The 23846-nt window shown below is 64.6% G+C and carries 27 protein-coding genes; 13 read left to right on the forward strand and 14 right to left on the reverse strand.

All coding sequences use genetic code 11. The annotated features are described in order from the left end of the window. Positions 1 to 8: 8 nt before the first annotated feature. The 4 genes from ACOVRJ_RS07305 to ACOVRJ_RS07320 form a co-directional block, all read right to left on the reverse strand. Positions 9 to 1241 carry an efflux RND transporter periplasmic adaptor subunit gene (locus ACOVRJ_RS07305; RefSeq protein WP_422043219.1) on the reverse strand — a complete coding sequence of 411 codons (1233 nt, stop codon included), beginning with the start codon at positions 1239 to 1241 and terminating at the stop codon, positions 9 to 11. After that, on the reverse strand, positions 1238 to 2533 hold the full coding sequence (locus ACOVRJ_RS07310; protein ID WP_422043220.1) for a TolC family protein: 1296 nt from the start codon (positions 2531 to 2533) through the stop codon (positions 1238 to 1240). The genes ACOVRJ_RS07305 and ACOVRJ_RS07310 overlap by 4 nt, the downstream gene beginning before the upstream one ends. 148 nt (positions 2534 to 2681) lie before the next feature. Further along, positions 2682 to 3104, reverse strand: coding sequence for a hypothetical protein (locus ACOVRJ_RS07315; protein ID WP_422043221.1), 423 nt, complete (start codon positions 3102 to 3104; stop codon positions 2682 to 2684). Between the two features lie 66 nt (positions 3105 to 3170). Continuing rightward, positions 3171 to 4016, reverse strand: coding sequence for a helix-turn-helix domain-containing protein (locus tag ACOVRJ_RS07320; RefSeq protein ID WP_422043222.1), 846 nt, complete (start codon positions 4014 to 4016; stop codon positions 3171 to 3173). A gap of 116 nt (positions 4017 to 4132) precedes the next feature. Between ACOVRJ_RS07320 and ACOVRJ_RS07325 the strand changes: the two genes are divergently transcribed. From ACOVRJ_RS07325 to ACOVRJ_RS07335, 3 genes are all read left to right on the forward strand, one after another. After that, complete coding sequence (locus ACOVRJ_RS07325; protein ID WP_422043223.1) at positions 4133 to 4423, forward strand: DUF2834 domain-containing protein; 291 nt, start codon at positions 4133 to 4135, stop codon at positions 4421 to 4423. 172 nt (positions 4424 to 4595) lie between these two features. Next, positions 4596 to 5663, forward strand: a complete 1068-nt coding sequence (locus ACOVRJ_RS07330) for an alpha/beta hydrolase family protein (RefSeq protein ID WP_422043224.1) — start codon at positions 4596 to 4598, stop codon at positions 5661 to 5663. A 121-nt stretch (positions 5664 to 5784) separates the two neighbouring features. After that, positions 5785 to 6897 carry an MBL fold metallo-hydrolase gene (locus tag ACOVRJ_RS07335; protein WP_422043225.1) on the forward strand — a complete coding sequence of 371 codons (1113 nt, stop codon included), beginning with the start codon at positions 5785 to 5787 and terminating at the stop codon, positions 6895 to 6897. Between the two features lie 53 nt (positions 6898 to 6950). On the opposite strand, the gene soxZ is transcribed toward ACOVRJ_RS07335, so the two are convergent. Continuing rightward, positions 6951 to 7268: a thiosulfate oxidation carrier complex protein SoxZ gene (soxZ, locus tag ACOVRJ_RS07340; RefSeq protein WP_422043226.1), complete on the reverse strand. Its 318-nt coding sequence runs from the start codon at positions 7266 to 7268 to the stop codon at positions 6951 to 6953. A gap of 17 nt (positions 7269 to 7285) precedes the next feature. Then, positions 7286 to 7738 carry a thiosulfate oxidation carrier protein SoxY gene (gene soxY, locus ACOVRJ_RS07345; RefSeq protein ID WP_422043227.1) on the reverse strand — a complete coding sequence of 151 codons (453 nt, stop codon included), beginning with the start codon at positions 7736 to 7738 and terminating at the stop codon, positions 7286 to 7288. Between the two features lie 179 nt (positions 7739 to 7917). Between soxY and ACOVRJ_RS07350 the strand changes: the two genes are divergently transcribed. Next, positions 7918 to 9012 (forward strand): YeeE/YedE family protein, encoded by a 1095-nt coding sequence (locus ACOVRJ_RS07350; RefSeq protein WP_422043228.1) that lies wholly within the window; start codon positions 7918 to 7920, stop codon positions 9010 to 9012. Between the two features lie 58 nt (positions 9013 to 9070). Here the strand turns inward: ACOVRJ_RS07350 and ACOVRJ_RS07355 are convergent, their stop codons facing one another. From ACOVRJ_RS07355 to ACOVRJ_RS07365, 3 genes are all read right to left on the reverse strand, one after another. Next, complete coding sequence (locus ACOVRJ_RS07355) at positions 9071 to 10345, reverse strand: FCSD flavin-binding domain-containing protein (RefSeq protein ID WP_422043229.1); 1275 nt, start codon at positions 10343 to 10345, stop codon at positions 9071 to 9073. Beyond that, positions 10345 to 10713, reverse strand: a complete 369-nt coding sequence (locus ACOVRJ_RS07360) for a c-type cytochrome (RefSeq protein WP_422043230.1) — start codon at positions 10711 to 10713, stop codon at positions 10345 to 10347. Before ACOVRJ_RS07360 ends, ACOVRJ_RS07355 begins: the two co-directional genes overlap by 1 nt. 274 nt (positions 10714 to 10987) lie before the next feature. Then, the gene (locus tag ACOVRJ_RS07365) at positions 10988 to 11143 is read right to left on the reverse strand and encodes a hypothetical protein (protein WP_422043231.1); all 156 of its coding nucleotides are present in this window, start codon (positions 11141 to 11143) and stop codon (positions 10988 to 10990) included. A gap of 132 nt (positions 11144 to 11275) precedes the next feature. Between ACOVRJ_RS07365 and ACOVRJ_RS07370 the strand changes: the two genes are divergently transcribed. The 6 genes from ACOVRJ_RS07370 to ACOVRJ_RS07395 all read left to right on the forward strand — a co-directional run bounded on the left by ACOVRJ_RS07370 (position 11276) and on the right by ACOVRJ_RS07395 (position 17832). Next, complete coding sequence (locus tag ACOVRJ_RS07370; RefSeq protein ID WP_422043232.1) at positions 11276 to 11515, forward strand: DUF2789 domain-containing protein; 240 nt, start codon at positions 11276 to 11278, stop codon at positions 11513 to 11515. Positions 11516 to 11566: 51 nt separating this feature from the next. Next, positions 11567 to 12568, forward strand: coding sequence for an XdhC family protein (locus tag ACOVRJ_RS07375; RefSeq protein WP_422043233.1), 1002 nt, complete (start codon positions 11567 to 11569; stop codon positions 12566 to 12568). Beyond that, positions 12558 to 13235, forward strand: a complete 678-nt coding sequence (locus ACOVRJ_RS07380) for a hypothetical protein (RefSeq protein ID WP_422043234.1) — start codon at positions 12558 to 12560, stop codon at positions 13233 to 13235. Before ACOVRJ_RS07375 ends, ACOVRJ_RS07380 begins: the two co-directional genes overlap by 11 nt. A gap of 103 nt (positions 13236 to 13338) precedes the next feature. Next, on the forward strand, positions 13339 to 15906 hold the full coding sequence (locus ACOVRJ_RS07385) for a tetratricopeptide repeat protein (RefSeq protein WP_422043235.1): 2568 nt from the start codon (positions 13339 to 13341) through the stop codon (positions 15904 to 15906). A gap of 51 nt (positions 15907 to 15957) precedes the next feature. Further along, positions 15958 to 16956, forward strand: a complete 999-nt coding sequence (locus tag ACOVRJ_RS07390; protein ID WP_422043236.1) for a GNAT family N-acetyltransferase — start codon at positions 15958 to 15960, stop codon at positions 16954 to 16956. Between the two features lie 63 nt (positions 16957 to 17019). Next, positions 17020 to 17832 carry an META domain-containing protein gene (locus ACOVRJ_RS07395; protein WP_422043237.1) on the forward strand — a complete coding sequence of 271 codons (813 nt, stop codon included), beginning with the start codon at positions 17020 to 17022 and terminating at the stop codon, positions 17830 to 17832. Between the two features lie 18 nt (positions 17833 to 17850). Here ACOVRJ_RS07395 and ACOVRJ_RS07400 read toward each other — a convergent pair whose 3' ends face one another. The 3 genes from ACOVRJ_RS07400 to ACOVRJ_RS07410 all read right to left on the reverse strand — a co-directional run bounded on the left by ACOVRJ_RS07400 (position 17851) and on the right by ACOVRJ_RS07410 (position 19287). Further along, positions 17851 to 18609: a transporter substrate-binding domain-containing protein gene (locus ACOVRJ_RS07400; protein ID WP_422043238.1), complete on the reverse strand. Its 759-nt coding sequence runs from the start codon at positions 18607 to 18609 to the stop codon at positions 17851 to 17853. Between the two features lie 106 nt (positions 18610 to 18715). Then, positions 18716 to 18907, reverse strand: a complete 192-nt coding sequence (locus tag ACOVRJ_RS07405; RefSeq protein ID WP_422043239.1) for a helix-turn-helix transcriptional regulator — start codon at positions 18905 to 18907, stop codon at positions 18716 to 18718. Then, positions 18907 to 19287: a hypothetical protein gene (locus ACOVRJ_RS07410; protein ID WP_422043240.1), complete on the reverse strand. Its 381-nt coding sequence runs from the start codon at positions 19285 to 19287 to the stop codon at positions 18907 to 18909. Before ACOVRJ_RS07410 ends, ACOVRJ_RS07405 begins: the two co-directional genes overlap by 1 nt. A 154-nt stretch (positions 19288 to 19441) precedes the next feature. On the opposite strand from ACOVRJ_RS07410, the gene ACOVRJ_RS07415 reads away from it, so the two are divergent. After that, complete coding sequence (locus ACOVRJ_RS07415) at positions 19442 to 20092, forward strand: glutathione S-transferase family protein (protein ID WP_422043241.1); 651 nt, start codon at positions 19442 to 19444, stop codon at positions 20090 to 20092. On the opposite strand, the gene ACOVRJ_RS07420 is transcribed toward ACOVRJ_RS07415, so the two are convergent. Together ACOVRJ_RS07420 and ACOVRJ_RS07425 are read right to left on the reverse strand one after the other, a co-directional pair. Then, positions 20089 to 20553: a MaoC family dehydratase gene (locus ACOVRJ_RS07420; RefSeq protein WP_422043242.1), complete on the reverse strand. Its 465-nt coding sequence runs from the start codon at positions 20551 to 20553 to the stop codon at positions 20089 to 20091. The two genes, ACOVRJ_RS07415 and ACOVRJ_RS07420, sit on opposite strands and share 4 nt — an antisense overlap. Beyond that, on the reverse strand, positions 20550 to 21392 hold the full coding sequence (locus tag ACOVRJ_RS07425; protein ID WP_422043243.1) for a hypothetical protein: 843 nt from the start codon (positions 21390 to 21392) through the stop codon (positions 20550 to 20552). Before ACOVRJ_RS07425 ends, ACOVRJ_RS07420 begins: the two co-directional genes overlap by 4 nt. A 328-nt stretch (positions 21393 to 21720) precedes the next feature. Between ACOVRJ_RS07425 and ACOVRJ_RS07430 the strand changes: the two genes are divergently transcribed. Both ACOVRJ_RS07430 and ACOVRJ_RS07435 read left to right on the forward strand, forming a co-directional pair. Beyond that, positions 21721 to 22974 carry a hypothetical protein gene (locus tag ACOVRJ_RS07430; RefSeq protein ID WP_422043244.1) on the forward strand — a complete coding sequence of 418 codons (1254 nt, stop codon included), beginning with the start codon at positions 21721 to 21723 and terminating at the stop codon, positions 22972 to 22974. After that, positions 22971 to 23840: a hypothetical protein gene (locus tag ACOVRJ_RS07435; protein WP_422043245.1), complete on the forward strand. Its 870-nt coding sequence runs from the start codon at positions 22971 to 22973 to the stop codon at positions 23838 to 23840. Before ACOVRJ_RS07430 ends, ACOVRJ_RS07435 begins: the two co-directional genes overlap by 4 nt. Positions 23841 to 23846 lie beyond the last annotated feature (6 nt).

The following is a 23846-nucleotide window of genomic DNA, read 5'->3' on the forward strand; positions in this document are numbered from 1 at the left end:
TCCTGGTTTCAGCGCACTTGGCGCAACAGTGACGCGCCTTGCACGACCACGCGCTCGCCGGCCTTGAGGCCTTCTTGCACGCTCACTTGTGCGCCATCCAGCGGCGCCCACCGCACCGGCCGTGGCTCAAAGCGCTGCGGCCCGGTCTGCACCCAGACCATGTCCAGATTGCTGCTGTTCTTGACCACGGCGGCCTGCGGCACGGCGATGCCGTCGAGCTTCTGGCGGGTTTGCACCAGCACCTTCAGCGTCTGGCCCAGGGCCAGGGGTGCCGCGCTCTGGCCGGGCTGCCCGGTGGTGCGGAACTGCAAGGGCAGGGCGCCTTCGCGCAGGCTCAAGCCCGCGCCGACAAAGCGCAGCGGCAGGCTGCCGGCGCTGTCGCCGGTGCCGATCAAGGCATGGGCGCCGCCCACTTGCCCGGCCAGTGCGGCGTCAAAGGCATCGGCCTCGACGATCAGGCGCGCCGGGTCGACGATTTCGAACAGCGCCTCCTTGGCATCGACCACCTGGCCGGCCACCACATGGCGGGCCGCGATCACGCCGCTGACCGGGGCCAGCAGCGGCTCGCCGCCTTGTGGTGCCGGCGCTTGGGCCTTCAAGCGTTGGCGCAGGCCATCCAGCTCGAAGCGAGCGGCTTCGATCTCACGTTCCGGCACGCTGCCTTCGAGCTGCTGCAGGCGTTTGAACTTGCTCTGCGCCATGGCTTCTTGGGCGCGCAGATCGGCCAGCGTGGCGCCCAGGGCGGCTTGCTCCGAGGGGCTCAGGCTGGCACGCACCCAGGCCAGGGTTTCACCCTTGCGCACCGTTTGGCCCAGGGCGGGCAGGCCGCGGGGACCGGCTTCGATGCGGCCCGCGAACAAGGCTTGCACCTTGCCGCCGGCGTTCGGGTCCATCAGCACCCGGCCGTTCAGGCTGACGCTGCGCGGCAGGCTTTTCAGCTCGGCCACCGCACTCCGGATGGCCAGCTGCTGTTGGCTGGCGGCGGGTAGGTTGACGCTGCCGTCGGGCAGGCGGTGGGGCTTGTCGGTCGGGGCGACCGCCGCCGCAGCTGCGGCTTTTTTCTTCGGGGGTTCGTCGTGATCGTGGTCGCCGTGGGCTTGCGCGATCAATGGGCTGCCGAGCAGCAGGATCAGGGCGGCCAGCAGCGGGCCAGTTGCTCGAGTCGGGGTCATGTTGGGATTGAATTTCTTGATGAAAAGGGAGGCGGTGCCGGTGCGGCCGGGGACGAGGGCGTGTTTCATGGCATCCAGCCCTGCGCCTGGCTCAGGCGTGAGGCGCTGCGTTGTTGTTCGATGCGGCTGCGGGCCAGGGCCAGCTCGGCCTGCGCCTGTTCGGCCTCGGCGCGCAAACGGGTGGGCAGGTCGATGGCGCCCAGGTCAAAGGCGCGGCGCTGCAGTGCCAAGCTGTCGCTCGCCAAGGCCAGCCGGGACTGGGCCAGGGCGGTTTGCTCGGCGCTGCGCTGCGCTTGTTGGCGGGCCTGCGCGATGGCGGCGGCTTGGCGCTCATGGAAGAGCGCGATTTCGACCTCCACCTCGGCCCGCTCCGCAGCGGCTTGGGCCGCTTGCACCGCGGCTTCGGGCTGGCGCCCCAGCGGCAGGCTCAAGCTCAGCCGTGCACTGTTGGCCGCAGGCTCCAGGCTGGAGCCGCGTTCGCGCGTCAAGGCCAGGCCCAGCGTGGGGCCGGCATAGCTGCTGGTGCGGGCGCGCTCCACCTGGGTGCTGAGCAGTGCTTGCCGGGCTTGCAGCAAGCTCAGCGCCGGGTGCTCGCCGGCCGGCGCCTCGGGGCTTGCGGGGTCAAAGGCTTCGTCTGGCGCACTCGGGCTGGTGTTGGCCGAGCCCACCAGCAAGGCCCAGGCGCTTTGCGCGGCGGCCCGTGCCGCCTGGGCTTCGACCAGGGCGGCTTGGGCGCTCTGTTCGGCCGACAGGGCTTGGTTCATGTCCAGCCGGGCCAGGTCGCCGGCCTTCAAGCGCCGGGCCACATCGGCGCGCAGCGCTTGCAGATTGGCCAGGTTTTGCTCGGCGGCGGCTTGCTCGGTGCTGGCCAGGCGCAGCGCCCACCAGGCTTCACGCAGTTCGCCGCTCAAGGCCCAGCGGGCCGCGGCTTGAGCGCGGCTCCACTGCTGGCTTTGGGCTTCGGCGCTGCGGCGCTCGGCCTGGCGCTCGGCCGGCCAGCGCAGCGGCAGCTCCAGCGCGGCCTCGTTCTCGCGCGAGCCTTGCGAGCCCCCACTCCAGGCATCGCTGCGGTGCGACAGCTGCAGGCTCGGGGGCGCGGCCAACCAGCGTTCGGCAGCCAGGTTTTGCTGCGTGATCAGCGCCTGCGCGTGGCTGGCGCTGCGGGCCGCCGGATGGCGTGGCCAGGCCAGCACCAGGGCCTGTTCCAGGTTGCTGATGACCGCAGGGCTTGTGCTTGTAGGGTTCTTTTCGGACTCAGCCGCCTGCACAGGCAGGCTGGACAGGGCCAGGCAGATCAGGCCCAAGACCAGCGCGGGCCGGGGGCGGGGATTCGTCGATAAAACAGGTCGTCGGAAAGACATGAACTTCTCCGTGAACAAAACGGGAGAAGCCGGCGAGCGAGAGAAAGAAAGAGAGAGCGAGAACGCAGGAGGCCATCCGCCTCAAGGTCGAGGCGGACGCGTCAACGAGGACGGGTGTCTAGATCAAAAAAGCTGCACGCGGCCGGCTTCAGAACGAGGCTGAAGTCGGCGCGAATAGCGGGACGCGCTCGATCGCTTCGGGCGCTAATCCGGCGCGCGGCGGCGCCTCCTGCGGTCGCATCGTCTCGCGCAGGGTGGCGAGCGCAGATCCGCAGTCACTGGGCACGCCCAGATTGCAGGCGAAGTGGCATTGGGCGCAGTCGCCATGGTCCAGCGAGGCGGCGTCGGCCGCCTTCTTGCTGTCCTTCAGGGTCTTGGCGCTTTTGCTTTCATGGCGATGTTCATGATGGCCGGCATGCGTTTGCTGAACGCTGGTTTCGTCTTCATGCAGGCAATAGCCCAGCGCCAGAGCCAAAGAGCTCTGCAGCGGCAGACATGCCAAAAGCACAAGGAGGATCCAGCGGCGCAACATGGGCGGCAGTATAGGTGGGCGATCCAAGTCCTTGCCCAAGAGAGGTCAACAGATCGTCCGGGCCAGCAGAAATCAAGCCTGCCGCGCCGGCGGTGATGGCCCCGGTCAGCAGGAAGAAGGCCTGCCAGGGGGAAGGGTGAGCTGCGTTTGTCGGGCGGCCTCGAGCAGCACCGCACGGGTCTTGGCATCGGCCGGGAAGACATGTTCCACCCGTAGCGAGGCCAGGGTGATGTCTTGCGGCGTGCCGAAGGTGGAGAACATGCTGAAGAAGGCCAGCTCGCCGTGGGTGGTGGCGAAGCGGGTGGTCAAGACTGGGGCCAGTTGGCGCGTCCAGGGCGCGAGTTTTTGGCCACCCAGGCGCGCTTGAAACTGCGCCGCTAACTGCTCCACACGTGGCAGCAACTCGGGCACGACCGAAGCGTCGTCGCGCAGATGGGCCAGCATGGCGGGGGCCACTTCGTCCAGATTGCTGATGTGGCGGCTCATGCCTTCGGGGTGCAGCAGTAAGTCCAGCATATTCAGGCTTTGGTCCGGCGGCTGCTCGGCCAACCACGGCATCAGCGTCAGTGCCATCCAGCGCGCGCCTTGGTTCATTTGCAAAACGTTCCAGCCGGCGTCCATCACCATGGCGGGCAGCGGGTCGTGGGCCGCCAGCATCAGTTGCAAGGCCTCGCGCACCGGTGCGAGCACCGCTGCGCCCATTTCATTGCCACTGTAGGCCGCGGCAAAGCCGGCTTGTTGCAGGGCGGTGTTGCGCAGGGCCAGCGGCGCTTGCAGCTCTTGCAGCCAGGCCAGCAGCAGCTCTCGGCTGGCTTGGGCCCGGCCGCTCTCTACAAAGCTCACATGGCGCTGGCTCACCCCCAGGCGCAAGGCCAGGTCCAGCTGACTGATGCGGCGCGCCTTGCGTGCGCTTTGCAGGGTTTCGCGGAGGGAGGGGCTGGCGGCGAGCATGAGCGGATTCCACCACAGCCCGGCCGCCTCTCAACGACCTGCGAGGTAATTGCGGCCCCGGCGCGCGGCTCGGACACTGGCCTCCATTCGATTTTTTAACAGCAAGGAAGAAAGCCATGAACAAGACCGTGTTGATCGTCGTGCTGCTGCTCTTCAGCGCCCTGAGCGTCTACGCCGTGCAGCATGCCGGCGGGGTGCTGGAGCTGGTGCAAGTGCTGCTGCGCATCCCCGAGGGTTGGCAGGTGATGGCCGATCTGATCATCGTCATGGGCTTGCTCTTGGTCTTCATGCGCCGCGACGCGCAAGCCCAGGGGCGGCCGTTCTGGCCCTGGGCGATCTTCTCGTTGGTGGTGGGGTCCTTCGGGCCATTGCTGTACTTCATCACCGCGCGTCGCAGCCGCGGGTGAGCGCTCGCGAGGGCCGATGCTCCTCGTTCCGCAAGACCTGACCCCCTGGTCTTCTCGCGCTTGGCGCCGGCCTTGAGCCGCTCGCGCCGGGTCAGCGCGGCTTCGTCGCAGGCGGCTTGGCGGCTGGGCAGGGGCTTTTCACAATCAAGGGCAACACTTGTTTGATTGCCCCATGAAGCCACAACAACTACACCGTCGCTACACCCTGGCCGCCCTCTGGGTGAGCCTCTGCTTCGCCGCCCCCTCCTGGGCTCAGCCCGTCGCAGCGCCGCAAAGCCAGGCCTCGGCCTATGAAGCCGGCTGGACCCAGCTGCAAACGCCCGCAGTCGGCCCAGATGCGCCGGCCACGACAGTGGCGCTGTACTACCCGACCCAGGCCTCCGCGCGCACGTTGGCCATGGGGCCCTTCACACTGCAGGTGGCGCCGGGCGGCCCAGCTGTGGCCCAGCTCAAGGGGCTGATTCTGCTCAGCCACGGCATCGGCGGCAGTGAGCTGGCGCACAGCGTGTTGGCCCAAGCGCTGGCCCGCAGCGGCTATCTGGTGGCTGCCCTGCGCCACCCCGGCGACAACTGGCAAGACCGCTCGTTGATCGAGCAAAACCCCGAGCGCTACTTTGATGAGCGGCCGCGCCAGGCCTCGCGGGTCATCGACGCTCTGTTGGCCGACCCTGCCTGGAAGGACCGCATCGCCCGCGACGCCCAGGGTCCGCGCATCGCTGCCTTGGGTCATTCGGCCGGCGGCTACACCGTGCTGGCGCTGGCCGGTGGGCAGCCCGATCTGAGCCGGGTGCGGCAGCATTGCCAGACTCAAGCCGCCGCCGATCCAATTTTTTGTGGCGTCGCCCGTGGTGCGGCAAGCCAGTCCGCTGCCGCAGTCGCTGCGGCAGCGGTGCTGCGCGACGAGCGTGTTCGGGCGGTGGTGGCCATGGCCCCGACCGGAGTGCCGTTCACGCCCGAGTCGCTGGCGGCGGTGCGGGTGCCAACGCGGGTCTATGTGGCCGAGCAAGACCGCTTCTTGGTGCCCCGCTTTCATGCCGAGTGGGTCGCCAGCAAACTGCCCGAACCGAATCTGCGCCGGGTGGCCCATGCTGGGCATTACGCCTTCATGGACACCCCCAGCTTCGCGATTCCCAGTCCCGACGGTGATCTCGCTGCCAACCCGCCGGGCTTCGATCGCGCTGCCTTCTTGCAGCAGGCGGCGGGCGAAATCACTCGCTTCTTTGATCAGCAGTTGCGCTGAGCTTGTGGACCAGCTCCGACGGGATTCGCTGGTGGAGCAAGACGCTAAGGCCGGCCTTCTGAGGCGGTGCGACACTTCACACGAGAATGAAACTTCCCCTCTACTTGATGACCACCCTTCGATGAGCAGTCTCTTGCCTGATTCCCGCCCGAGCGTTCGGTCTTCGGCCACCCTGATCGCATTGGCCTGCGCTCTGGCCGCATGCTCCATCCCCAACCAGGTCAGCGTGGTCACCGAGGGGGGCTTGAAGCCAACGCAGAATGAGGGCAGGTATCGCAATCTGTACTCCGGTAAGCAAACCTACCCGTCGACCTGTTCTGAAGACTGCTATCCGGTGCGCTCCGAGCTTCAGTGCGAGGTCTCCTCGCCCGCTCAATCATGCCGTTACGTCGGGCCCCGTCCCACGCTCGCGGGCGACACCGGCTTCAAGTTGACCTGGCATGGGCATGCCAGCTTCAGCATCAGCACGCCCGATGGCAAAGAGCTGTTGATCGATCCGGTCAGTGAGCAGTTCGACTGGCCTGTCAGCTGGGCGAACCGCTTGCTGGGTAGCGGTCACCGTCAGCCCCCACCGAGCCTGAAGGCTGACCTCTTTGCCAAAGCAGATGCGGTGCTGTACTCCCACCTGCACTACGACCACTTCAACAAGACCGACCTTGCCAAGTTCGGCGAACAGGCGCAGTTCTTCGTGCCCTCGGGTATGGCCGATTACTTCCCCAGCAAGGGCTACCGCATCCATGAGGTTGATTGGTTCTCATCCACTTTGCTTGGCGAGACGACCATCCAAGCCATGCCGGCGCACCACTTCAACTCGCGCTATTGGGTGCCCTTCATCTACGACGACCATGAAAAAGCCTTGTGGAGCGGATGGCTGCTGAAGCATGGCGGCAAGACCCTGTTCTTCGCTGGCGACACCGGCTACTCCAAACACTTCGCCGATATCCGCGCCCGGGTGGGGCCGATCGATATCTGTCTGCTGCCCATCGCCTCGTATCACCACGAGGAGCAAGGCGCCTGGTACCGGCATGTCCACACCACCCCTGAGGATGCTTTGGCCGCGGCCCAAGATCTGGACTGCAAGCTCATCATTCCTTGGGGTTATGGCAAATACAGCTGGGGGATGGGCGACGTCAGCAGCCATGCGCCATTGCAACGCCTGCTCAAGAACTATTCGGAGCAGAAGCGACAGGTCCCACTGCTGATCCTCAACGAGGGTGAAAGCGTGGCCCTTTAGGCGCGACCGGATCTGGGGTCTACTGAAACGGATGAAGTCCTGATCGAGTCGCCTCAGCTGCCCAGCACGCTGGCCTCGTCGCTGCGAGACGCGTTGCGGTTGTCGCGCCAGCTGACGCCAATGCGGTCGCCGGCCTTGGCGCTCTTGAGCGTGAACTGCAGGTAAGGACTTTTCGACACCGCAGGGCCCCAGTCCGCGGTCAGCACCACACGACCGTTATGGGTGACGCTGACTTCCTGGATGTACCAGGCGGGCACGAGTTTGCCGGCGGCATCGCGGCGTTGGCCGGACTCCATTTCATGGTTCATCAGGATACGCACCAGCGCTTTTTCGCCCTGCAGTTGCACGCGGATGCGGCTTGCTTCCGTCATCTTGATTCTCCTGGGGGTCAGCCGCAGCCGCCCTGAACGACGCGAACGTCGCTTTTGCTGAACAGGGCGCGACCATCGGCCATCAGGGCCACGGCGTAGACATCGGAGGTCTCGCCCATCTTGGTGCGCAAGGTGAGGCTGGGTTCCATCGCCTCACTGACGGTGAATGAAGCCACCAGCGCGGCTGGGTTTTTCTCGACCAGCAGCAAGAGGCGTCGCACACCTGGCAACTTGCATGCGATTGTCATCTGCACGGCCGCACCGTTATCCGCAATATCAGGCGCTTGCAGCGTGACGGCTGCGTGCGGGGTCAAGTTCAGCCCGCCCAAGGCCTTGACCGCTTCGGACACCGATTTGGTCTCGAACGCATGGCGTGGGCTGTTGGCTCGGGCCCAGGGCGCAATGCCGGCGCTGGCCAACAAGGTGGCCAGTGCTGCGGTTTGGCGCAGGGTGTCTCGGCGGGATTGCATGGGAGGGCTGGGCGTGCGGGGCGCGCTGTGAAAAGGATGGCAATGTTAGCGAAGCTTGAATGGCCCGAGGTGCACGCGGACATCGCGGTGGGCGCCGATTGAGCCCGAGTCACAATACCGGCTCCGCCACAAGGTGAGGCGGTGGGCAGGGCCCAAGGCTTGTTGGCAGGAGTGACAGGGTGGATATCAGTGCTTGGATTGATCGCTTCGGCACGGCGAGTTTGTTAATGGCGGGCGGCGCTTTGGCGGGTTTGCTCTTCGGAGCGGCGGCGCAGCGCAGCGGCCTGTGTACGCGTGCGGCCTTGCTTGAGTGTTGGCGCGGTCGGCTGGGTGAGCGCAGCGCGCTGTGGTTGCTGACCCTGGCTTGGGCCTGCATCGGAACGCAGGCTTTGGTCTTGTTGGGCTGGCTTCAGCCCGTGCAGTCGCGTTTGGTGGGCTCGCCTGCCAGTGTGTCGGGCTTGCTGGTCGGCGGGGCCTTGTTCGGCATCGGGATGGTGTTCACGCGCGGCTGCCCGGCCCGGCTGTTGGTGCTGACGGGCGGGGGCAATCTGCGCGCCTTGCTCAGCCTGCTGGTTTTCGGCGTGGTAGTGCAGGCCACGCTCACCGGGGCCTTGGTCGGGCCGCGTCAATGGGTGGCCGAGTTATGGCGCCTGGATCCGGGGCCGTTCCGGGATCTGGGGCGCTTGACGGGCATGGGCAGCGCCTGGGCCTGGTTGTTGGGGCCTGCGTTGCTGGCCAGTGCCTGGCTGCTGCTGCGGCGCAAGGGCGTAGCTCAAGCGGAGCGAGAAGCTGCTCCAGCCCTCTCAGGGGCAGCCTGGGCTGCGAGCTTGGCGGGCCTGGTGATTGCGCTGGCTTGGGCATGGACGGCATCCATCGCCGCCGTTTCTTTTGATCCGGTGGCGGTGCAGAGCCTGAACTACAGCGCGCCCGCTGCCGAGTGGTTGCAGCGTCTGCAACTGCAGGCCGAGTTTCATCCCCCGCTGGGTTTGGATACCGGACTCTTGCCCGCCACCCTCTTGGGTGCATGGGTCGCCACGGTGCTGGCGCGGCAATGGCGCTGGCAGGGCTATGGCCCCGAGCACCGTGTGGGCGCCAACGTGCTGGGTGCTGTGCTGATGGGGTTTGGTGCCGTGCTGGCGGGGGGCTGCACGGTGGGGCACGGCCTGAGCGGTTTGGCCCTGGGGGCGACCTCGTCCGTGCTGGCCCTGCTGGGCATGGCCGCAGGCGTAGGCCTGGGGCGGTGGGTGGCTCAGCGGCGTGGCTGGCCGCTGTAGTCAAAGTCCCGCATCGAAGCTGCGGTGCGAGGGCACAAGCCTCGCACCGACCTCAGACTCAAGCGAGCGTGTCTGCCCAGATATTGCGTGCCCAGGCATGGGCATACAGGCCTTCCAGCTCGTTGGGTGCGCTGGACAGCCCACCCGACCCTGGCACCGGCAGCATGGTCTTCTTCTCGGCGTCGTAGGCGTGCACACTCGCTACGTGCACGACTTCGGTTTCGCTGACAAAGCTGTAGCAGGTGTTGTTGTAGATCGGCTTGGCGTTGGGCATTCCGCCGCTGAGCAGGGCCACCACCGCGGCGGCCACGGTCTTGCCGTGCTGGTTGGCCATATGGCCTGATTTCGGCATGCCAGGCGGGAGCTGGATGGCGTCGCCAATCACATGAACGCCGGGCAGCGCCTTGGACTCGAAGGTCAGGAAGTCCACCTCGCACCAACGCTTGTTGGCCGTGGCCAGGCCGGCATTGACGGCCACATCGCCGGCGCGCTGCGAGGGGATGACGTTGAGCACCTGCGCCCGCACGTCATCGTTGAACTCGAACTTCAGCGTTTGCGTGGCCGCGTCGACATCGATCACGCGGTGCTTGGGGTGGTAGCTGACGATGCCCTTGTAGCGCTCGGCCCAGACCTTCTTGAACAGCGCACCCTTGGACGTCACATCATCATTGGCGTCAAAAATCAGGACCTTGCTGCGTGGTTTGGCCTTGGCCAGGTAGTTGGCCACCAGCGAAGCGCGCTCATAGGGGCCGGGCGGGCAGCGATAAGGGGCGAGCGGAATGCTCAGCGCGAACACGCCGCCATCCGGCATGGCTTCGAGCTGCTTGCGCAGGGCCACGGTCTGAGGGCCGGCCTTCCAGGCGTGCAGCACTTGTTCACGCGCCTGCGGCTCCTTGAGGCCGGGCAGGCTTTCCCATTCGAAGTCGATGCCGGGCGACACGATGACGCGGTCGTAGGGCAGCTCGCTTCCGTTGGCCAAGCGCACCACCCGTTTGTCGGGGTCAATGGCGGTGACGCGATCTTGCACCCGCACCACGCCATGGCGGCGGCTCAGGTTCTCATAGGGGATGGTGACGTCGGCCAGCGACTTGGAACCCTGCAGCACCAGATTCGAGATCGGGCAGGAAACAAAGGCCGCGTTGGGCTCGACCAGGGTGACATCGATAGACTGCTCCGACCACATGCGCACGTACTTGGCCGCTGTGGCGCCGGCATAACCGCCGCCAATCACCACCACCTTGGGCCGCGCACGGCCACCGATTGAAGCGCAGCCAGTGCTCAGGCCGACCGCGCCGATGGCGGCGCTGGCTTGTAGGAAGTTTCTTCTTTGCATCATTGGGCTCCTTCACGCGGCAGGCTGGCAAAGTAGCCGGCCAGGGTGGCGAGTTGTTCGTCGGTGTAGCCCTTGGCGAGCTGGTGCATCACGGTGGCAGGGCGCACGCCGTTTTTGTATTCGAGCAGGCTGCGCAGCAATTCCTCACGCGAACTGCCCGCCAGGCTGGCCATGCCGGGCTGGGCGCGGCCGTTGGTGCCGTGGCAATTGGCGCAAGAGGCCGCCCAGCTGCGCACTTGCAGACGGTCAGGGGCCGGTGCCTGCGCCTGGGGCTGAGATTGCGACGCTGACTGCACTTGCGCTTGCGCTAGCGCCAGTCCAGGCGCGGCCATCAGCACCGCCAGCAGCGTGAGGGTCGTGAATTTCATGGGGGCTTTCTCCAGGTGCTGCGCGGGTTTGAGCACCCGCGCCGGCCGCGATGCTCGCACAGCTCCGGTCGACTCGCAAATAACAGTTTCTTTCGAGCTTATGCGCTGCGGCTTTAATCTGCTTTGGCCTGCTCTCGAGAAACCTGGGTAAATGGTCCGCCGCCTCACAGCTTGCCCGTGAACACCTTCCCCAGCCATCCCAGGTACCAATCCAGCAGCCGTTGAAACCAGCGCTTGCGTGGGGGCGTTGCGGAGGTCATTTGAGCAGCCGCCGTCAGTGCCTTGTCAGGGCTTCGAACGCATGCGTGCCGGTCCGCTTGAGGCTCTCGCAGCCGCTGAGGCTGGCCTGCTGCAGGGCCGGGTCATCGGTGAGCGCCGCCCAGGCTTGGGCTTGCGAGACGGGCAGCGTGGCTTGGCCGGTGAAGTTCATGGCTTTCTTGTTCTTGTCCTGAGTTGAGGGCAGGCCAAGGATAGCGACAGGGATCGCGGTCGCGAAGGCTTGGCAAATAAAAGTGCGACCATAGCCCCGGCGGCCTTTGCCGTCAAAGCCAGGAGTTTTGTCATGAGTCAGCCCCACCGCCGTTTCAGTGAATTGTTCGCCCAACTCGGCTTGCCGAATGATCCGGCGGGCATCCATCAGTTCTTGAGTCAGCATGCGCCCTTGGCGCCGGAGACTGCCTTGGCGGACGCGCCGTTCTGGTCGCCTGCACAGACCGAGATGCTGTGCCGCCAGCGCCAGGATGATGCCGACTGGGCCGAGCTGGTGGATCAGCTGGATGCGGCCTTGCGCTACCGAGCCTGAGCCTCGCCTTGACCTCGCTTGGCTTGAATCGCCCTGTGTAGGATTGGGCCTATGGATAACGTCGATCTTCAAGTGTTGCGGCAGGTAGCCGCTTGGCAGGCGCAGGGCCGCCACGTCGTGCTGGGCACCATCACCCGCACCTGGGGTTCGGCGCCTCGGCCGGTGGGCTCGGTGGTGGCGGTGCGTGATGACGGGCAGATCGCTGGGTCGGTGTCGGGCGGCTGCATCGAAGACGATTTGATCGCCAAGCTGCGCGAGGGCGCGCTGCAGTTGAACGGCCCGGAGCTGTTGCGTTATGGCGTGGGCGCCGAGGAGGCCAACCGTTTCGGCCTGCCTTGTGGCGGCACCTTGGAGCTGATGCTGGAGCCCTTGGGCCCGGGCTCGCAAGTCAGCGAATTGCTGGCGCGGCTGGACCGCGGCGAGCGCGTCTGCCGCAGCCTGGATCTGGCCAGTGGCGCGGTGCAATTGAGTGTGCCGGTGGCGGGCGCCGATCTTTTGAGATTGAGCGAGCAGCAACTGATCACCCATCATGGCCCGCAATGGCGCTTGCTCATCATTGGCGCCGGGCAGATGACGCAGTACTTGGCCGGCATGGCTTTGGGCCTGGACTACCAGGTGCTGATTTGCGACCCGCGCGAGGAATACGCCGAGGGCTTCTCCGTGCCCGGCTGCACGCTGACGCGCGAGATGCCCGACGATGTGGTGAGCGCCTTTGCCCCCGACGGCCACAGCGCCGTGGTGGCGCTCACCCACGACCCCAAGCTGGACGATCTGGCGCTGATGGAGGCGCTCAAGAGCCCAGCCTTCTATGTGGGCGCGATTGGTTCGCGCGTCAACCAGGCCAAACGCAAGGCCCGGCTGGCCGAGCATTTCGATCTCAGCGCCGCACAGTTGGAGCGTTTGCATGGGCCGGTAGGCCTGAACATTGGGGCGCGCACGCCGCCGGAGATTGCGCTGTCCATCCTGGCGCATATGACGGCGGAACGCTATGGTGTGCAGCTGAGCAGCCAGGCGACACGGCCTCTGTCTGCGGAGTCGGGCTGTGCGGTTTAGCTGGCATCTGGGCTGGGTCTTGAGCCTGGCCTGTAGCTTGAGTTGGGGCCAGACCTCGATTCGTGATCAGGAAATTGCCGAGTGCCGTCCGGGCGAGATTGCCACCTGGGGCGATGGCCAGGACCGGCCTGCCGTGAGCAAGCCGCTGTCCTTTGTGTACTGGCATGCCGGCGCCCCCGACTGGTTCAGCGAGGCCGAGGTGATGAAGACCTTGCGCCTGGCGTCCAAGGCCTGGTCGGGCTGCGGGGTGGGCAGCCGGGTCCGGCTGATGGCGCCCGAGGACGATGTGCCCAAGGGCGCCATCGTGGTGCAGTGGAGCGAGCCGGGCAGCATGGGCAATTTCGGCCTTGCCAATCTCAGCCGCCGCACCTTGGCCCTGAGTGCGGCTGCGTTCCAGCTGCTGCGCACGCGCAACCCCAAGCATCCGGCGGAAGAGATTTTGCAGATGGTGATCTCGCATGAGATGGGCCATTTCTTCGGCCTGATGGCGCATTCGCGCCGCTGTGTGGACGTCACCTCCTACTACCACGACGGCAAAGGCCGGCAGTGCTTTGCTCGCGACCCCTCGCAGCTGAAAAAGTTCACCGAGTACCGCAGCACCCTGCCCACGGCCTGCGATATTCAGCGTTGCCGTGCGGCCAATGGTCTGCCACCGCTTGCGCCCTGAGCATGGCCATCCCGCCCTCGCAGCCGCTGGCCAAGGTCCGCAACGCGCCTTGGGCTTAAGCTCACGTTTTTGCCCCTGAGTTCAACTGTTTCGGATTCATCCCATGCCCCAGTTCCGCAAGGCCGGCTCGGCCCTTCATGTTTGCCTGAGTCTGGCCTTTGCTTTGGGCTCGGTGGTGGCGGCCCCGGCCCTGGCCACGCCCAGCAAAACCCCGAGCAAAGCAAGCACCAAGAACGCCACCAAAGCGCCGAGCAAGAGCAAGGCTGCCGCCAAAAAACCCGCGCCCAAGAAGGGGGCCGCCAAGGCGGCGCCGCAGCCGGCCAACACGGCCTTGACGATTGAGCGCCTGTTGATTCAACAAGACTACCGGGCCGCAGCCCCCTTGATTGAGGCGCTGCAAAGCAAGCCGCAGCTGAGCAATGCCGAGCGCACCCAGCTTTACCAATGGGCCTTCATTCGCGAAGACCTGGCCACGGTGGACGCCAAGACTCGCGACGTGCTGGACCCGCAGGCCAAGGGCATGCTGGCTGCGGACTTCCAAGCGGCCGGCCGCTTGGCCCTGGAGCAACGCCAGTTCGAGCGCGCCAAGGCTTGTTTTGAAGGCGCTTTGCAACTCAGCCCCAGTCCGCAGGACCGTGCCGCGGCCCTGCAAGGCCAGGGCCAGCTGGCTTTTCAGCTGCGCGACTACGAGGGCTCGCTTCAGTTGCTGGAGGCCAGCGTCAAGACCTACCCCCGGGCCGACGGCTTGATGGCCCTGTCCGAAAGCCTGATCCGCCTGGGCCGTACCGATGAGGCCATCAGCGCCTCAGAGCGTGCGGTGGCGCTGAACCCGCGCCATGAGCTGGCGCGTTACCACCTCGGCAACGGCTATGCGCGCAAGAACTACAGCGAGTTGGCCAAGCAGAACCCCAAGGCCTTTGCCGCCGCCCAGGACTTGACGCGCCAGGCCTCGGAGGCCTTCGTGCGCGGTGACTTCAAGGCGGCCGAAACGTTCAGCTTCCAGGCCCTGCGCCAACTGCCGGGCTATGGGCGTGCCCATGCGGTGCTGGCCAAGGCGATTGAATCCCAGCGCATGGCGGTGGACATTCACCGCGCCGCCGCCGAGGCTCGATTCGCCGCCACGCCCATGCCCGAGGTGCTGGGAATTGAGCGTTATGTTTTGAACTGGGCGGAGTTGTCGCCACGCCATCAAAAGCGCGTGGCCCTGTCCGTCGCGCCCTGGAAGGCCTACCTCCCGGTCTTGTTGGAGGGCGGGCTGACGCATTACATCAAGCCACTGCACATGAAGCTCTCGGAGACGCCCGGCGCGCAGGCCTTGAAGGATGCCCGCATCAACTACGACTCCCGGCTCTGGGACGATGTGCGCGGCGTGGGCGGCTTCAATACTGTCACGGGCATCGAGGACGTGGAGCGTTCGATCTTCGATCAGTACAACACCGTGCTGCATGAGTTGACGCACCAGGTCCACGGCATCTTGACGGCTGACCAGGCCCGCGAGATTCAGGAGTTGTACCGTCGCGCCAAGGAGCGCGACGAGGCCATGCAGGATGCCTTTTTGTCGCGCTATGCCGGGGGTTCGGTGTGGGAGTACTTTGCCGAGGGCGCCAACAGTTATGACTCACCGCGCCGCGACGCCTATGACCGGCGCGAGATCGTGCGTGAGCGATTGCAGCTCATGGACCCGGCCTTGATGGCCCTGGTGAAGCGCCATTTCGAGCAGACCGATGTGCGCGCCAGCCTGCCGATTGCCTTGGTCAATGCTGGCAATCAAAAGCTGGAAGAGGGCAATGCCGCCGCGGCACAGGCCCTGTTTGCGCGCGCCGCACAGGCCGCCCCTGAAGACGAGCAAGTGCTGGGCGCGCTCTTGAACGCACATGCCATCCTGGGCCAAAAGGCCGAGGCCCGGGCGGTGGCGGCCAAGGCGCTCAAGCGTTATCCCCAAAGCGGGCAACTGCGCGCCAGCGCCTGGGACGCAGGCTGGCATGCCGGCCAGCCCTTGGCTGAACTGACTCAAGCCTTGGCGGCCAGCCGTGAGTCCTTGCAAGGCGAAGATCGCTACCGCGTCGACCTGAGCTTGGGCGAGGCCTACCGCAAGATGGGCGATGCGCCGCGTGCGCTGGCCGCTTTCGATGCCGCCTTGGCGTATCAGGCCGACAGCCCCGAGGCCTTGTGGGGCCGAGCCGCGGCGCTGGGCCTGGCCGAACGCTGGGACGAAGCCTTTGCCGTGTACGAGCGGGCCTTGCGCCTGCGCACCGGGGTGGTGGACTTGCGCGCTGATTGGATCCAAGACCTGCTGCGCGCCGGTCGCTTGCCCCAGGCGCGTGCTCAGCTGAAAGAAGCGCGCTTGCTGGATGACCAAGAGCCGCGCCTGCTGGCGCTGCAAGCCTGGCTGACCTTGGCCGAGCGCGACCCGGCGGGCGCTTTGCGCCTGGCCGAAACGGCGCTGGCCAAGGGCAGTTGGTGCGATCTGGCGCGTATCGTCAAGGGCGCAGCCCTGCGGGCGCAAAGCCAGGAGGCCGAGGCGCAGGCCGCGGTCGCGCCGCTGCGTCAGCGCATCGCCAGCGCAGCGCCGCCCGAGTACTGGTACCGGGCCGAGAAGTCCAGTTGGCAGTCGGTGCACCAGTTGCCCGCGCTGGAACGCGACTTGATCCGCCGCTGGTTGGGTGAGTAGCGCCTTGCGTGTCTGCTGCTTGCTTCGCTGTCGATGCCGTCAGTCCTGCCGATGATGCGAACTCTTGAAACGCTGCGCCTGAGGATACGTCCGCTGACGGAAGCGGATGCCGCATTCATGCTGCGCTTGCTGAATGAGGAGAGCTGGTTGCACTACATCGGCGACCGCGGCGTCCGGACGCTGGACGCCGCGCGAAGCTACATCCTGAAGGGGCCGGTCGAGATGTACGGGCGCCTGGGTTTTGGTTTTTGCGCGGTGCAACTCAAGGCGAGTGGCGAAGCAAGTGGTGAGGTCATCGGCATCTGCGGTCTGGCCCAGCGCGACTATCTGGACGGCCCCGATCTTGGCTTTGCCTTGCTGCCGCAGTTTTGCGGCCAGGGCTATGCCTTTGAGTCTGCCTCGGCGGTGCTGCGCTTCGCGCAGCAAGACTTGGGTTTGAGCCGCGTGCTGGCCACCACCCGACACTACAACCAGGCGTCGCAAGGCTTGCTGGAGAAGCTGGGCCTGCGCTGCTTGCGCGAGATCGATCACCCGGACGGTGACCGCAAACTGCTGCTCTACGGGATTGAGTGGCCGTGCGTCAAGCCTGTGAACCTTTACCCAAGCCTAGCGCCGCATAATCAAAAGGTCTTTGATTTGGAAGTTAGCTCTATGCCAAGACCTGCCCGCGCCGGTGCCTTGATTTACGCGCACAAGCTGACTCAGCTGTCGAACTTTTATCAAAAGGTCTTGGACATGCAGCGTTTGCATGCCAGCCCGATGCACGAGGTGTTGGAGTCGGCGGATCTGCAGTTGATCATTCACGCCTTGCCCGAGTCAATTGCGGCCACCTTCAGCATCAGCACGCCGCCGGTGGTGCGTGAGGAGCAAGCCATCAAGCTCTTCTTCACCGTGCCCAGCATTGCCGCGGCAGCCGAGCAGGTGCGCGACTTGGGCGGCGCGATGTTCGGCCCCAACTATGCCGGGCCGGGCTTTACGGTGCGCAATGCCTACGACCCCGAGGGCAATGTGTTCCAGCTGCGGCAAAACCTCAGTCCAGAGGCCGAATGAAGCCCCGCGTTTTTGGTGCTAGGGTAGATCCTGTACTGTTGATCTCGACTCTGGAGGATGTGCATGAATGGTGTTGTGAATCCCAAGCGGATGGCCTTGGCTGCAGCAGGCTTGTTGCTGACGCTCAATTTCAGCGGATGTACAGCGGTGAGTGCGGCTAAGCCGAATGCCCCCGCTGCGCCGGTCGCGCTGGAAGGCTCGGCCTGGATTCAGCGGCTGGGCGACGCGGCCGGCTCTAAGCAGGGGGCGACGGTTCGATTTGAAGGCGGACAAGTGCTCGGCAGCGATGGCTGTAACCGATTCTCCGCGCCTTACAAGACGCAAGGTTCGAGTTTCGAGTTGGGTGCGCGTGGCCCTTCAACGCTGATGGCCTGCCCGCCCGAGGTCATGGCGCGCGCCGATGCCTTTATGGCAGCTCTGAGTAGCGCCAAGACATATCGCGTCAACGATCAAGGTCAGCTGGAGCTCTTGGCGGCGGATGGCAAGCTGCTGCAAGCGCTGGCGCCGCAGTCCCTGGCCTTGGTGGGCAGTGTCTGGAATGCGACCGGCATCAACAATGGCAAAGAGGCGGTGGTGAGTCTGGTGGCGGGCAGCAGCGTCAGCCTGAACTTCAGCGCCGAGGGCCGAGTCTATGGTTCGGCTGGCTGCAATCAGTTCAATGGCACATACAAGCGTGAAGGCGCCGCCAAGCTGACCCTGGGCCCTTTGGTCAGCACCCGCATGGCTTGCTTGAATGCTGAAGTGGCCGAGCAGGAGCGGGCATTTCTGAAGGCGCTGGAGTCGGTCGCCACCTTGCAGATCGAGGGCTCATGGCTGGAATTGCGCCGCGCTGACGGTGCGCTGGCGGTGTCGCTGCAGCGGGGCGAGGGTTCCTGATCAGCGGGCTCGCCTGGCTCAGTGCTTGGGCGGGATCATCCAGCGCTCGTAGATCTTCTTGGCCGTGCCGTCGTCGACCATGGTCTTGAAGACGGCATTCACCTCCGCCTCGACCGCGAGCTGGCTGGACTTCTTTGAGAAAGCCACGGTCAGATGGGTGGTGTTGAGCACCAGCACATCGCCGAACTCTGCTTCCAAGCCGAATTTGTGGATCAGGTGACCGAGGGTGGACAGCGATCCCGCGACTGCCTTGGCGTCCCGGTTCGCCACCGAGATGCGGATGGCCTGGGTGTAGTCCAGCACCAGCTCCTTGCGCACCGTCGGGTCCACGTCGAAGCGCGGGTCTACTTTCAGCCCGCGCGGCGCTGCGGTGACGATGTGCTTCAGATTCTCATAGCTTTTGAGTGGTACGCCCTGGCGCGCCCTGACGCCGAATTCCAGCGGCACAAAAGCGGTGCCCCGATTGGCATAAGCGGCACGGGCATCGCCCCAGGCCATGAGTGAAAAATCAATATCCCCGACCTGCAGATCGCGTTCGACGCGGGCATAGGGGGTCAGCGTGCGCACGGTGCTGTGGCCGCTGCGCCGCTCAAACTCCTTCAACAGGTCAACTACGATGCCGACATAGGGCTCTTTGGCAGCGAGCACCGGGTCGGGGTTGGGCTTGGCCCAGGGGTCGAACTGGATCAGGGCGACCTTGAACTCCGCGGCGCTCGCGCAGGGCAGGGCCGCGCAGAGCAGCAAGGCGGCCAGGGTCCGCCGAATCGGGCGGCTCATTGATGATGGAGGCGAGGAGGGCTCAGAAAACACGGACCCAATTTACACCAGCCCCCTCGGCTTTTTGGCCAGAACGGGGGCTGGGCTTCCAGCTTATTTGCTTTTTTCATTCCGCCGAGAAAATCGCTTCGATCGGCATCTCGAACACCTTTGCAATGTCAAAGGCCAGCGGCAGGCTGGGATCGTAGCGCTCGTTCTCGATCGCATTGATGGTTTGGCGCGAGACCTTCAGCCGCTCGGCCAACTCGGTCTGCGACCAGCCGCGCTGGGCGCGCAGTTCACGCAAGAGGTTCTTCATTATTTGTAGCGCCTCGAGGCCAGCACCAAGCCGAGCATCCACAGGCCCGCCATCAAGGGCCAGATCACAAACATGCTCAGGCGCGGGTAGCCCAGGCCTTCTAGAAAGCCGTAGCTGAAGCTGATGAAGGCGGTGCCAGCAAAGGCCATGGCCAGCGCTTCGAGCTGAACCCGGCGCTGCAGTTCGTCCAGGCGGCTGAGCTGCCGCAAGATGGCCCACACCACCAAGGCTCCCGGCAGCATGGGGCTGAGCGCCAGCAAATCACGCCAGGGCGTGGCCATGTCTTTTTGGCTGTTCAGCCAAGCGATGGAGCCGGCCAGAACGCCGGTGTAGGCCAGCAGGGACAGGCCGAGTTCCTTGAGATATCGCGCGTGCTTCATGCTTGTTTTCTCCTTGGGGTGTAAAGCATGCTTTCCAATGTAGTGAGTTTCTTATGGTGTGTAAAGGGTGCTTTACATCTATTTTTGAGGGCCCGCGCGGCTAGGATGCGGCGTCCCTGTTCTTCTTCCCTGACAGCGAGCCGCTTCCATCATCATGATTCAACTGCACTACTACCCCAGCAATGCCAGCATGGCCCCGCACCTCTTGCTGGAAGAAATCGGCCAACCCTTCGAGCTGAAGAAGGTGGACCGCGAGAACAATGCGCACAAGTCGCCCGAGTACCTCAAGCTCAATCCGAATGGGCTGATCCCGGTGCTGGTCGATGGCGACATCGTGCTGTACGAGACCGCCGCAATCCTGATGCACCTGGCCGACACCCACCCGAGCGCGCAACTGGCGCCGGCCCTGGGCGGCGCCGAGCGGGCGCAGTTCTACAAATGGATGGTCTGGTTGACCAACACCTTGCAGCCTGCCTTGCTGGCCTACTTCTACCCCGAGCGCTGGGTTAATGAGGGCAATAGCAGCGGCGCCGCTGAGGTGAAGGCGCAGTCCGAGGCGCGGGTGGTCAGCTTGTTGGCGCAGTTAGAAGCGCAGCTGGCGGCGCATGGCCAGGCCTGGGTGCTGGGCGCGAATTACAGCGCGGTCGATGCGCTGGCCTTCATGTTGTGCCGCTGGACGCGCGGTTTTTCCAATCGCCCGGCGCGCGACTTTGCTCAGATCGGCGCCTATCTGCAGCGCATGGCCGCTCGCCCGGCTTTGCAGCGCATGCTGGCCACCGAGCAGTTGAGCGCGCCCTGGTACTAAGCCGCTGAGGAGGTGCTGCGGCGGGCGAACATGGTCCAGCCCTCCATGCTCAGCACCTGTTCATCGGCCTGGTTGAAGACTGCCCACTCGGAGCGCACCAAGCCGATCTGCGGTCGGCTCTGGCTGCCGCGCGCGGCCAGCACTGTCATGCGGGCACGCAGCGTGTCGCCCGGCCGAACCGGCTTGAGCCAGCGCAGGCTGTCGATGCCGGGCGAGCCTTGGCTGGTCGAATCCAGCAAATAGGCATCGCACATCATGCGCATCAGCATCGCGCAGCTGTGCCAGCCGCTGGCCGATAAGCCGCCCAGCACCGAGGCCTCGGCGGCCGCTTCATCCAAATGCAAGGGCTGCGGGTCAAAGGCGGCGGCAAAGGCCAGCACCTCTTCGCGGCTGACCTGCTTGCTGCCCAGGTCGAACACGCGACCGGGGCTGAAGTCTTCGAAGGCGTAGGTTTTCCTCATGGGGCAATCCGCGAGGGCAAGGCCAGAGTAGAGCGGGCCGCGTCACGCAAAAACCAGCGAGCGCCAGCCAGCATCAGCCAGAGCAGGAACAGGGGCATCAGCAGGGTTTGCAGAAGAAACACCACCATCAGCTGCACCAAATGGTCCAAGAGTCCATCCGCCTTTTGCTTCCATTTCTCCAGTTTGGCGCTGAAGTCAGGCGGTGTGACGGCATTCTTGACCCGGTCGATCAATGAAAAGGGCTTCGGACTGTCTGGCTGCTGCCGGGCAGCATCGGACTGGTGCTGAATGCTCTCAGCAGCAAGGTGGATTTCTTGTTGACTGGATTGATAGCTGACAATCGAAAAATGCTGGAAGACAGCGTTGCTGCCTAAGACGGCGATGGGCAGCGCGAAGCGAATCATCAGTAGGGCAATCAAGGCCGCTTGGCTCAAGCGTGGCAGGCGCCATCGCATCCAAATCGCAAGAACGACTCCCAGCAGGGCCATGCCTGTGCATACCTTCACCAGCCAATGGCTGCAAATGGCAAGCAGGACCTTTTGAATGCCAAAGGAGACCAGCGCCGCCATCATCAAGCTAGAGAACTGCTCCACCAGATCATTGACGGGGTCCAGCGCCTGGCCAATGGCAATGGTGACTCCAAGGCTGATGTTGAACTCCTGCAGCACGGAGATGCCTGCATTAAGGATGCGAGCGGCCGCAAAAGTGGTGATCGCGCGTTGGGTACCGGCTTCTATCTGTTCACCGGCCAATTGGTCGATCTGAGGCAGCAATACGGCTGCCCACGCTGTGGCGAGCAAGAATACTGTGAGCGCAATTCGGCGAAGGTTCGAGTTCATCGCGTCAGAATAACCGAGCGCGTCAACGGTAAAGGGCCTCGCGCCCCATACTGTCCTCGAGCGACGCATGAGCTCCATCAACTGGCCAGCTCCGGTCACTCACACACCCAGACTGGGCGGCAGCAAGGTGCCCGTATCTGAAGTTCGTCGAACTTCAGCATTAGGCTGGTTTCAGACCCAAATCATGTCTTTCGACTGAAGGCGACAGCGGCAAGCGGTCCCTCGGGATTCCACCGAGGCTCTTGACTTGACTCCCGTCATCAAGTTTGGAAAATCACAGAACCCAGTCGTATCGGTCTAGACCAAACCAAACTAAATCTGAAGGTATTTGTCCGGTGCTAAGGCAGAGCTTAAAAACAGCCCACACGACCGCTGGCAGGGAAGCCAGCGGCGAAGCAAGCAAGTAGGCAGGGAGGAGCCAGCAATGGATCGAGTCGGGATGAGAAGGGCTGCGTGTCTACGCGGTATGGGCTTGGCAGCCTTGCTGTTCCCGCTGCTCAGCGGGTGTGGCGCAGTGCGTACTTGGAACGCCACCGATCACCGGTATGACAACGGCAATGCCTCGCCGGCTCGCCCTGTTCACAAGAACCCGGCCATGCAAAGTGCTGCGCAGCATTACGGGCTCATGGCACTTTTCGCAGACCTGGTGTATCGGAATGAATGGGCAACTGGGGCTCGGCAGGCCAATACCTGCCGCTACCTCGACACCGCGCACGTGCACGAGACCGACTTGAACCTACCCGAGGGCTGGACACGATGGCTGCCCGAACCGGGGAAGCCCCTTGACAAGATCAAGCCCTGCCTCAGCGACACCGACACCGGTCTCTCTTACGAGACCTTCGTATACCAGGGCAAGGAGGGTGCAGGCACGACGCGCTTTTCGCACGCCGTCATTGCCTTTCGCGGCACAGAGAACGATGGCGGCCAGTTGCGGCCCGACTGGGCTGCCAACCTTGCTTCCGCCTTCGGCTTTGCTTCACCTCAGCATGAGCAGGCGTGGGAGTTGATCAGGGACTTGGCGAATCACCTGAGCACCGAGGTGCCCCCTGGCCGCCTGTACGCCACGGGGCACTCGTTGGGTGGGGGCTTGGCCCAACAGGCCGGCTACATGAGCCCCCATATCTCTGAAGTGTTTGCCTTCAATTCGTCGCCCGTGACCTATTGGACGCGCCTGCGTGAAAGGAAGGGTGTTCAACAGGCCTTCCCCTTCGTTCACCGTGTCCATGTGGGGGGCGAAGCTGCGGGCTCTATTCGAATCCCCGCTGGCATGTTCACGCGGGAAATGCCCCACCGCACCGACATCACGCTGCGTTTGCCCGACGAGCTGCGCAACCCGGTGGACGCGCACGGCATCCGGCATCTCACCTGCGCCTTTGCCGAGACGCTGCACAAGGCGGAATTGAAGAGCCGCTTCCCATACTCGGAGTCGCATGTGGAACGGTGTGTAGTCCAACAAGCGCACCGCAAGCTTTCTAACAACAACCAACGTAGCCTGTGCGACGTGAGGGACCAGCCCAAAGACCAACCCCAGCCCACATGTTCCACCAAGCAACCCGCTTTCAACGAAGGAACCGTCCCATGAGCGTGACGCCCAACACCACCTGGCAAGCTGCATGGCAGCGCCCGCGCCGACTCGCACTGGCCGCCACTTGCTTGGTCCTGTCCGGCTGTGCTCACCTGGCGGGCTGGTATATGCCCGACCCCATCACCACCGCGGAAAAAAGCAGTACCAAGCCCTACGTCAAGGACCGGCAAATCGATCTCAGCCTGGTGACCGATGCCGAGTTTTCAGGGCAAGAAAAGCAGAGCGCTCGGCGGGAGTTGGCTGCGATCATGCTCGACCTGTCGGACCGTGCCTGTGCCCTTCACAAAACCACCATTTACTCCAACTCGGCCACTGTGAACTTGGTCGGCGGCGTGTCCACCATTGTTTTGTCGGGCTACGCCGCCGTCGCCAAGAACGCCGTGTATGCCGCCAACGCTGCAGCGGGGGCCACCGCCACAGCGGCCATCCAGGCCAAGGTCAGCCAAGAGGTCTACCAAGCCCAACTCGGCTCGGCCATCGCCAATGCCATCGACTACCTGCGCGCGCAGGAGCTGGTGCAGGTCAATGCGGTGATCAACAAGCCTGAGGCCACGGTGTCCGAAGTGGTGTCCAGCATCAACCGCTACCACCAGAAGTGCTCCTTGGTCGACGGGGTGGCGGAGCTCAGCCGTGCCTTGGAGGGCCAGCGTGCCAACACCGCCAGGCAGCAAGACCTTGACCGCAAGGCCGTCAGGCAGGAACTGAAGGCCTGGATGGATCAGCTCGAAGTCCAGGCAAATGCTTTGGCCAAGGATTCACCTGAAGAGCAGGCCCTCCGAAGGCGGCTGACGGCCCTCCAATCCGAGTATGAGAAGGCCTTCCTTTCTCAGCAATCCGCTGCGCCGGTCGTCGTGAAAAAATGACCGCCC

The organism is Roseateles sp., assembly GCF_049240545.1.
GTDB lineage: Bacteria > Pseudomonadota > Gammaproteobacteria > Burkholderiales > Burkholderiaceae_C > Paucibacter_A.

Excerpts from the sequence above, each read along its gene's own strand:
- ACOVRJ_RS07405 (WP_422043239.1), bottom strand. The coding sequence starts at position 18,907 with ATGAAGAACCTCTTGCGTGAACTGCGCGCCCAGCGCGGCTGGTCGCAG.
- ACOVRJ_RS07390 (WP_422043236.1), top strand. The coding sequence starts at position 15,958 with ATGATGCGAACTCTTGAAACGCTGCGCCTGAGGATACGTCCGCTGACG.
- soxZ (WP_422043226.1), bottom strand. The coding sequence starts at position 7,268 with ATGACGGAAGCAAGCCGCATCCGCGTGCAACTGCAGGGCGAAAAAGCG.
- ACOVRJ_RS07415 (WP_422043241.1), top strand. The coding sequence starts at position 19,442 with ATGATTCAACTGCACTACTACCCCAGCAATGCCAGCATGGCCCCGCAC.
- ACOVRJ_RS07320 (WP_422043222.1), bottom strand. The coding sequence starts at position 4,016 with ATGCTCGCCGCCAGCCCCTCCCTCCGCGAAACCCTGCAAAGCGCACGC.
- ACOVRJ_RS07310 (WP_422043220.1), bottom strand. The coding sequence starts at position 2,533 with ATGTCTTTCCGACGACCTGTTTTATCGACGAATCCCCGCCCCCGGCCC.
- ACOVRJ_RS07370 (WP_422043232.1), top strand. The coding sequence starts at position 11,276 with ATGAGTCAGCCCCACCGCCGTTTCAGTGAATTGTTCGCCCAACTCGGC.
- soxY (WP_422043227.1), bottom strand. The coding sequence starts at position 7,738 with ATGCAATCCCGCCGAGACACCCTGCGCCAAACCGCAGCACTGGCCACC.
- ACOVRJ_RS07335 (WP_422043225.1), top strand. The coding sequence starts at position 5,785 with ATGAGCAGTCTCTTGCCTGATTCCCGCCCGAGCGTTCGGTCTTCGGCC.
- ACOVRJ_RS07420 (WP_422043242.1), bottom strand. The coding sequence starts at position 20,553 with ATGAGGAAAACCTACGCCTTCGAAGACTTCAGCCCCGGTCGCGTGTTC.
- ACOVRJ_RS07325 (WP_422043223.1), top strand. The coding sequence starts at position 4,133 with ATGAACAAGACCGTGTTGATCGTCGTGCTGCTGCTCTTCAGCGCCCTG.
- ACOVRJ_RS07385 (WP_422043235.1), top strand. The coding sequence starts at position 13,339 with ATGCCCCAGTTCCGCAAGGCCGGCTCGGCCCTTCATGTTTGCCTGAGT.
- ACOVRJ_RS07425 (WP_422043243.1), bottom strand. The coding sequence starts at position 21,392 with ATGAACTCGAACCTTCGCCGAATTGCGCTCACAGTATTCTTGCTCGCC.
- ACOVRJ_RS07400 (WP_422043238.1), bottom strand. The coding sequence starts at position 18,609 with ATGAGCCGCCCGATTCGGCGGACCCTGGCCGCCTTGCTGCTCTGCGCG.
- ACOVRJ_RS07435 (WP_422043245.1), top strand. The coding sequence starts at position 22,971 with ATGAGCGTGACGCCCAACACCACCTGGCAAGCTGCATGGCAGCGCCCG.
- ACOVRJ_RS07395 (WP_422043237.1), top strand. The coding sequence starts at position 17,020 with ATGAATGGTGTTGTGAATCCCAAGCGGATGGCCTTGGCTGCAGCAGGC.
- ACOVRJ_RS07365 (WP_422043231.1), bottom strand. The coding sequence starts at position 11,143 with ATGAACTTCACCGGCCAAGCCACGCTGCCCGTCTCGCAAGCCCAAGCC.
- ACOVRJ_RS07360 (WP_422043230.1), bottom strand. The coding sequence starts at position 10,713 with ATGAAATTCACGACCCTCACGCTGCTGGCGGTGCTGATGGCCGCGCCT.
- ACOVRJ_RS07355 (WP_422043229.1), bottom strand. The coding sequence starts at position 10,345 with ATGCAAAGAAGAAACTTCCTACAAGCCAGCGCCGCCATCGGCGCGGTC.
- ACOVRJ_RS07305 (WP_422043219.1), bottom strand. The coding sequence starts at position 1,241 with ATGAAACACGCCCTCGTCCCCGGCCGCACCGGCACCGCCTCCCTTTTC.
- ACOVRJ_RS07375 (WP_422043233.1), top strand. The coding sequence starts at position 11,567 with ATGGATAACGTCGATCTTCAAGTGTTGCGGCAGGTAGCCGCTTGGCAG.
- ACOVRJ_RS07330 (WP_422043224.1), top strand. The coding sequence starts at position 4,596 with ATGAAGCCACAACAACTACACCGTCGCTACACCCTGGCCGCCCTCTGG.
- ACOVRJ_RS07410 (WP_422043240.1), bottom strand. The coding sequence starts at position 19,287 with ATGAAGCACGCGCGATATCTCAAGGAACTCGGCCTGTCCCTGCTGGCC.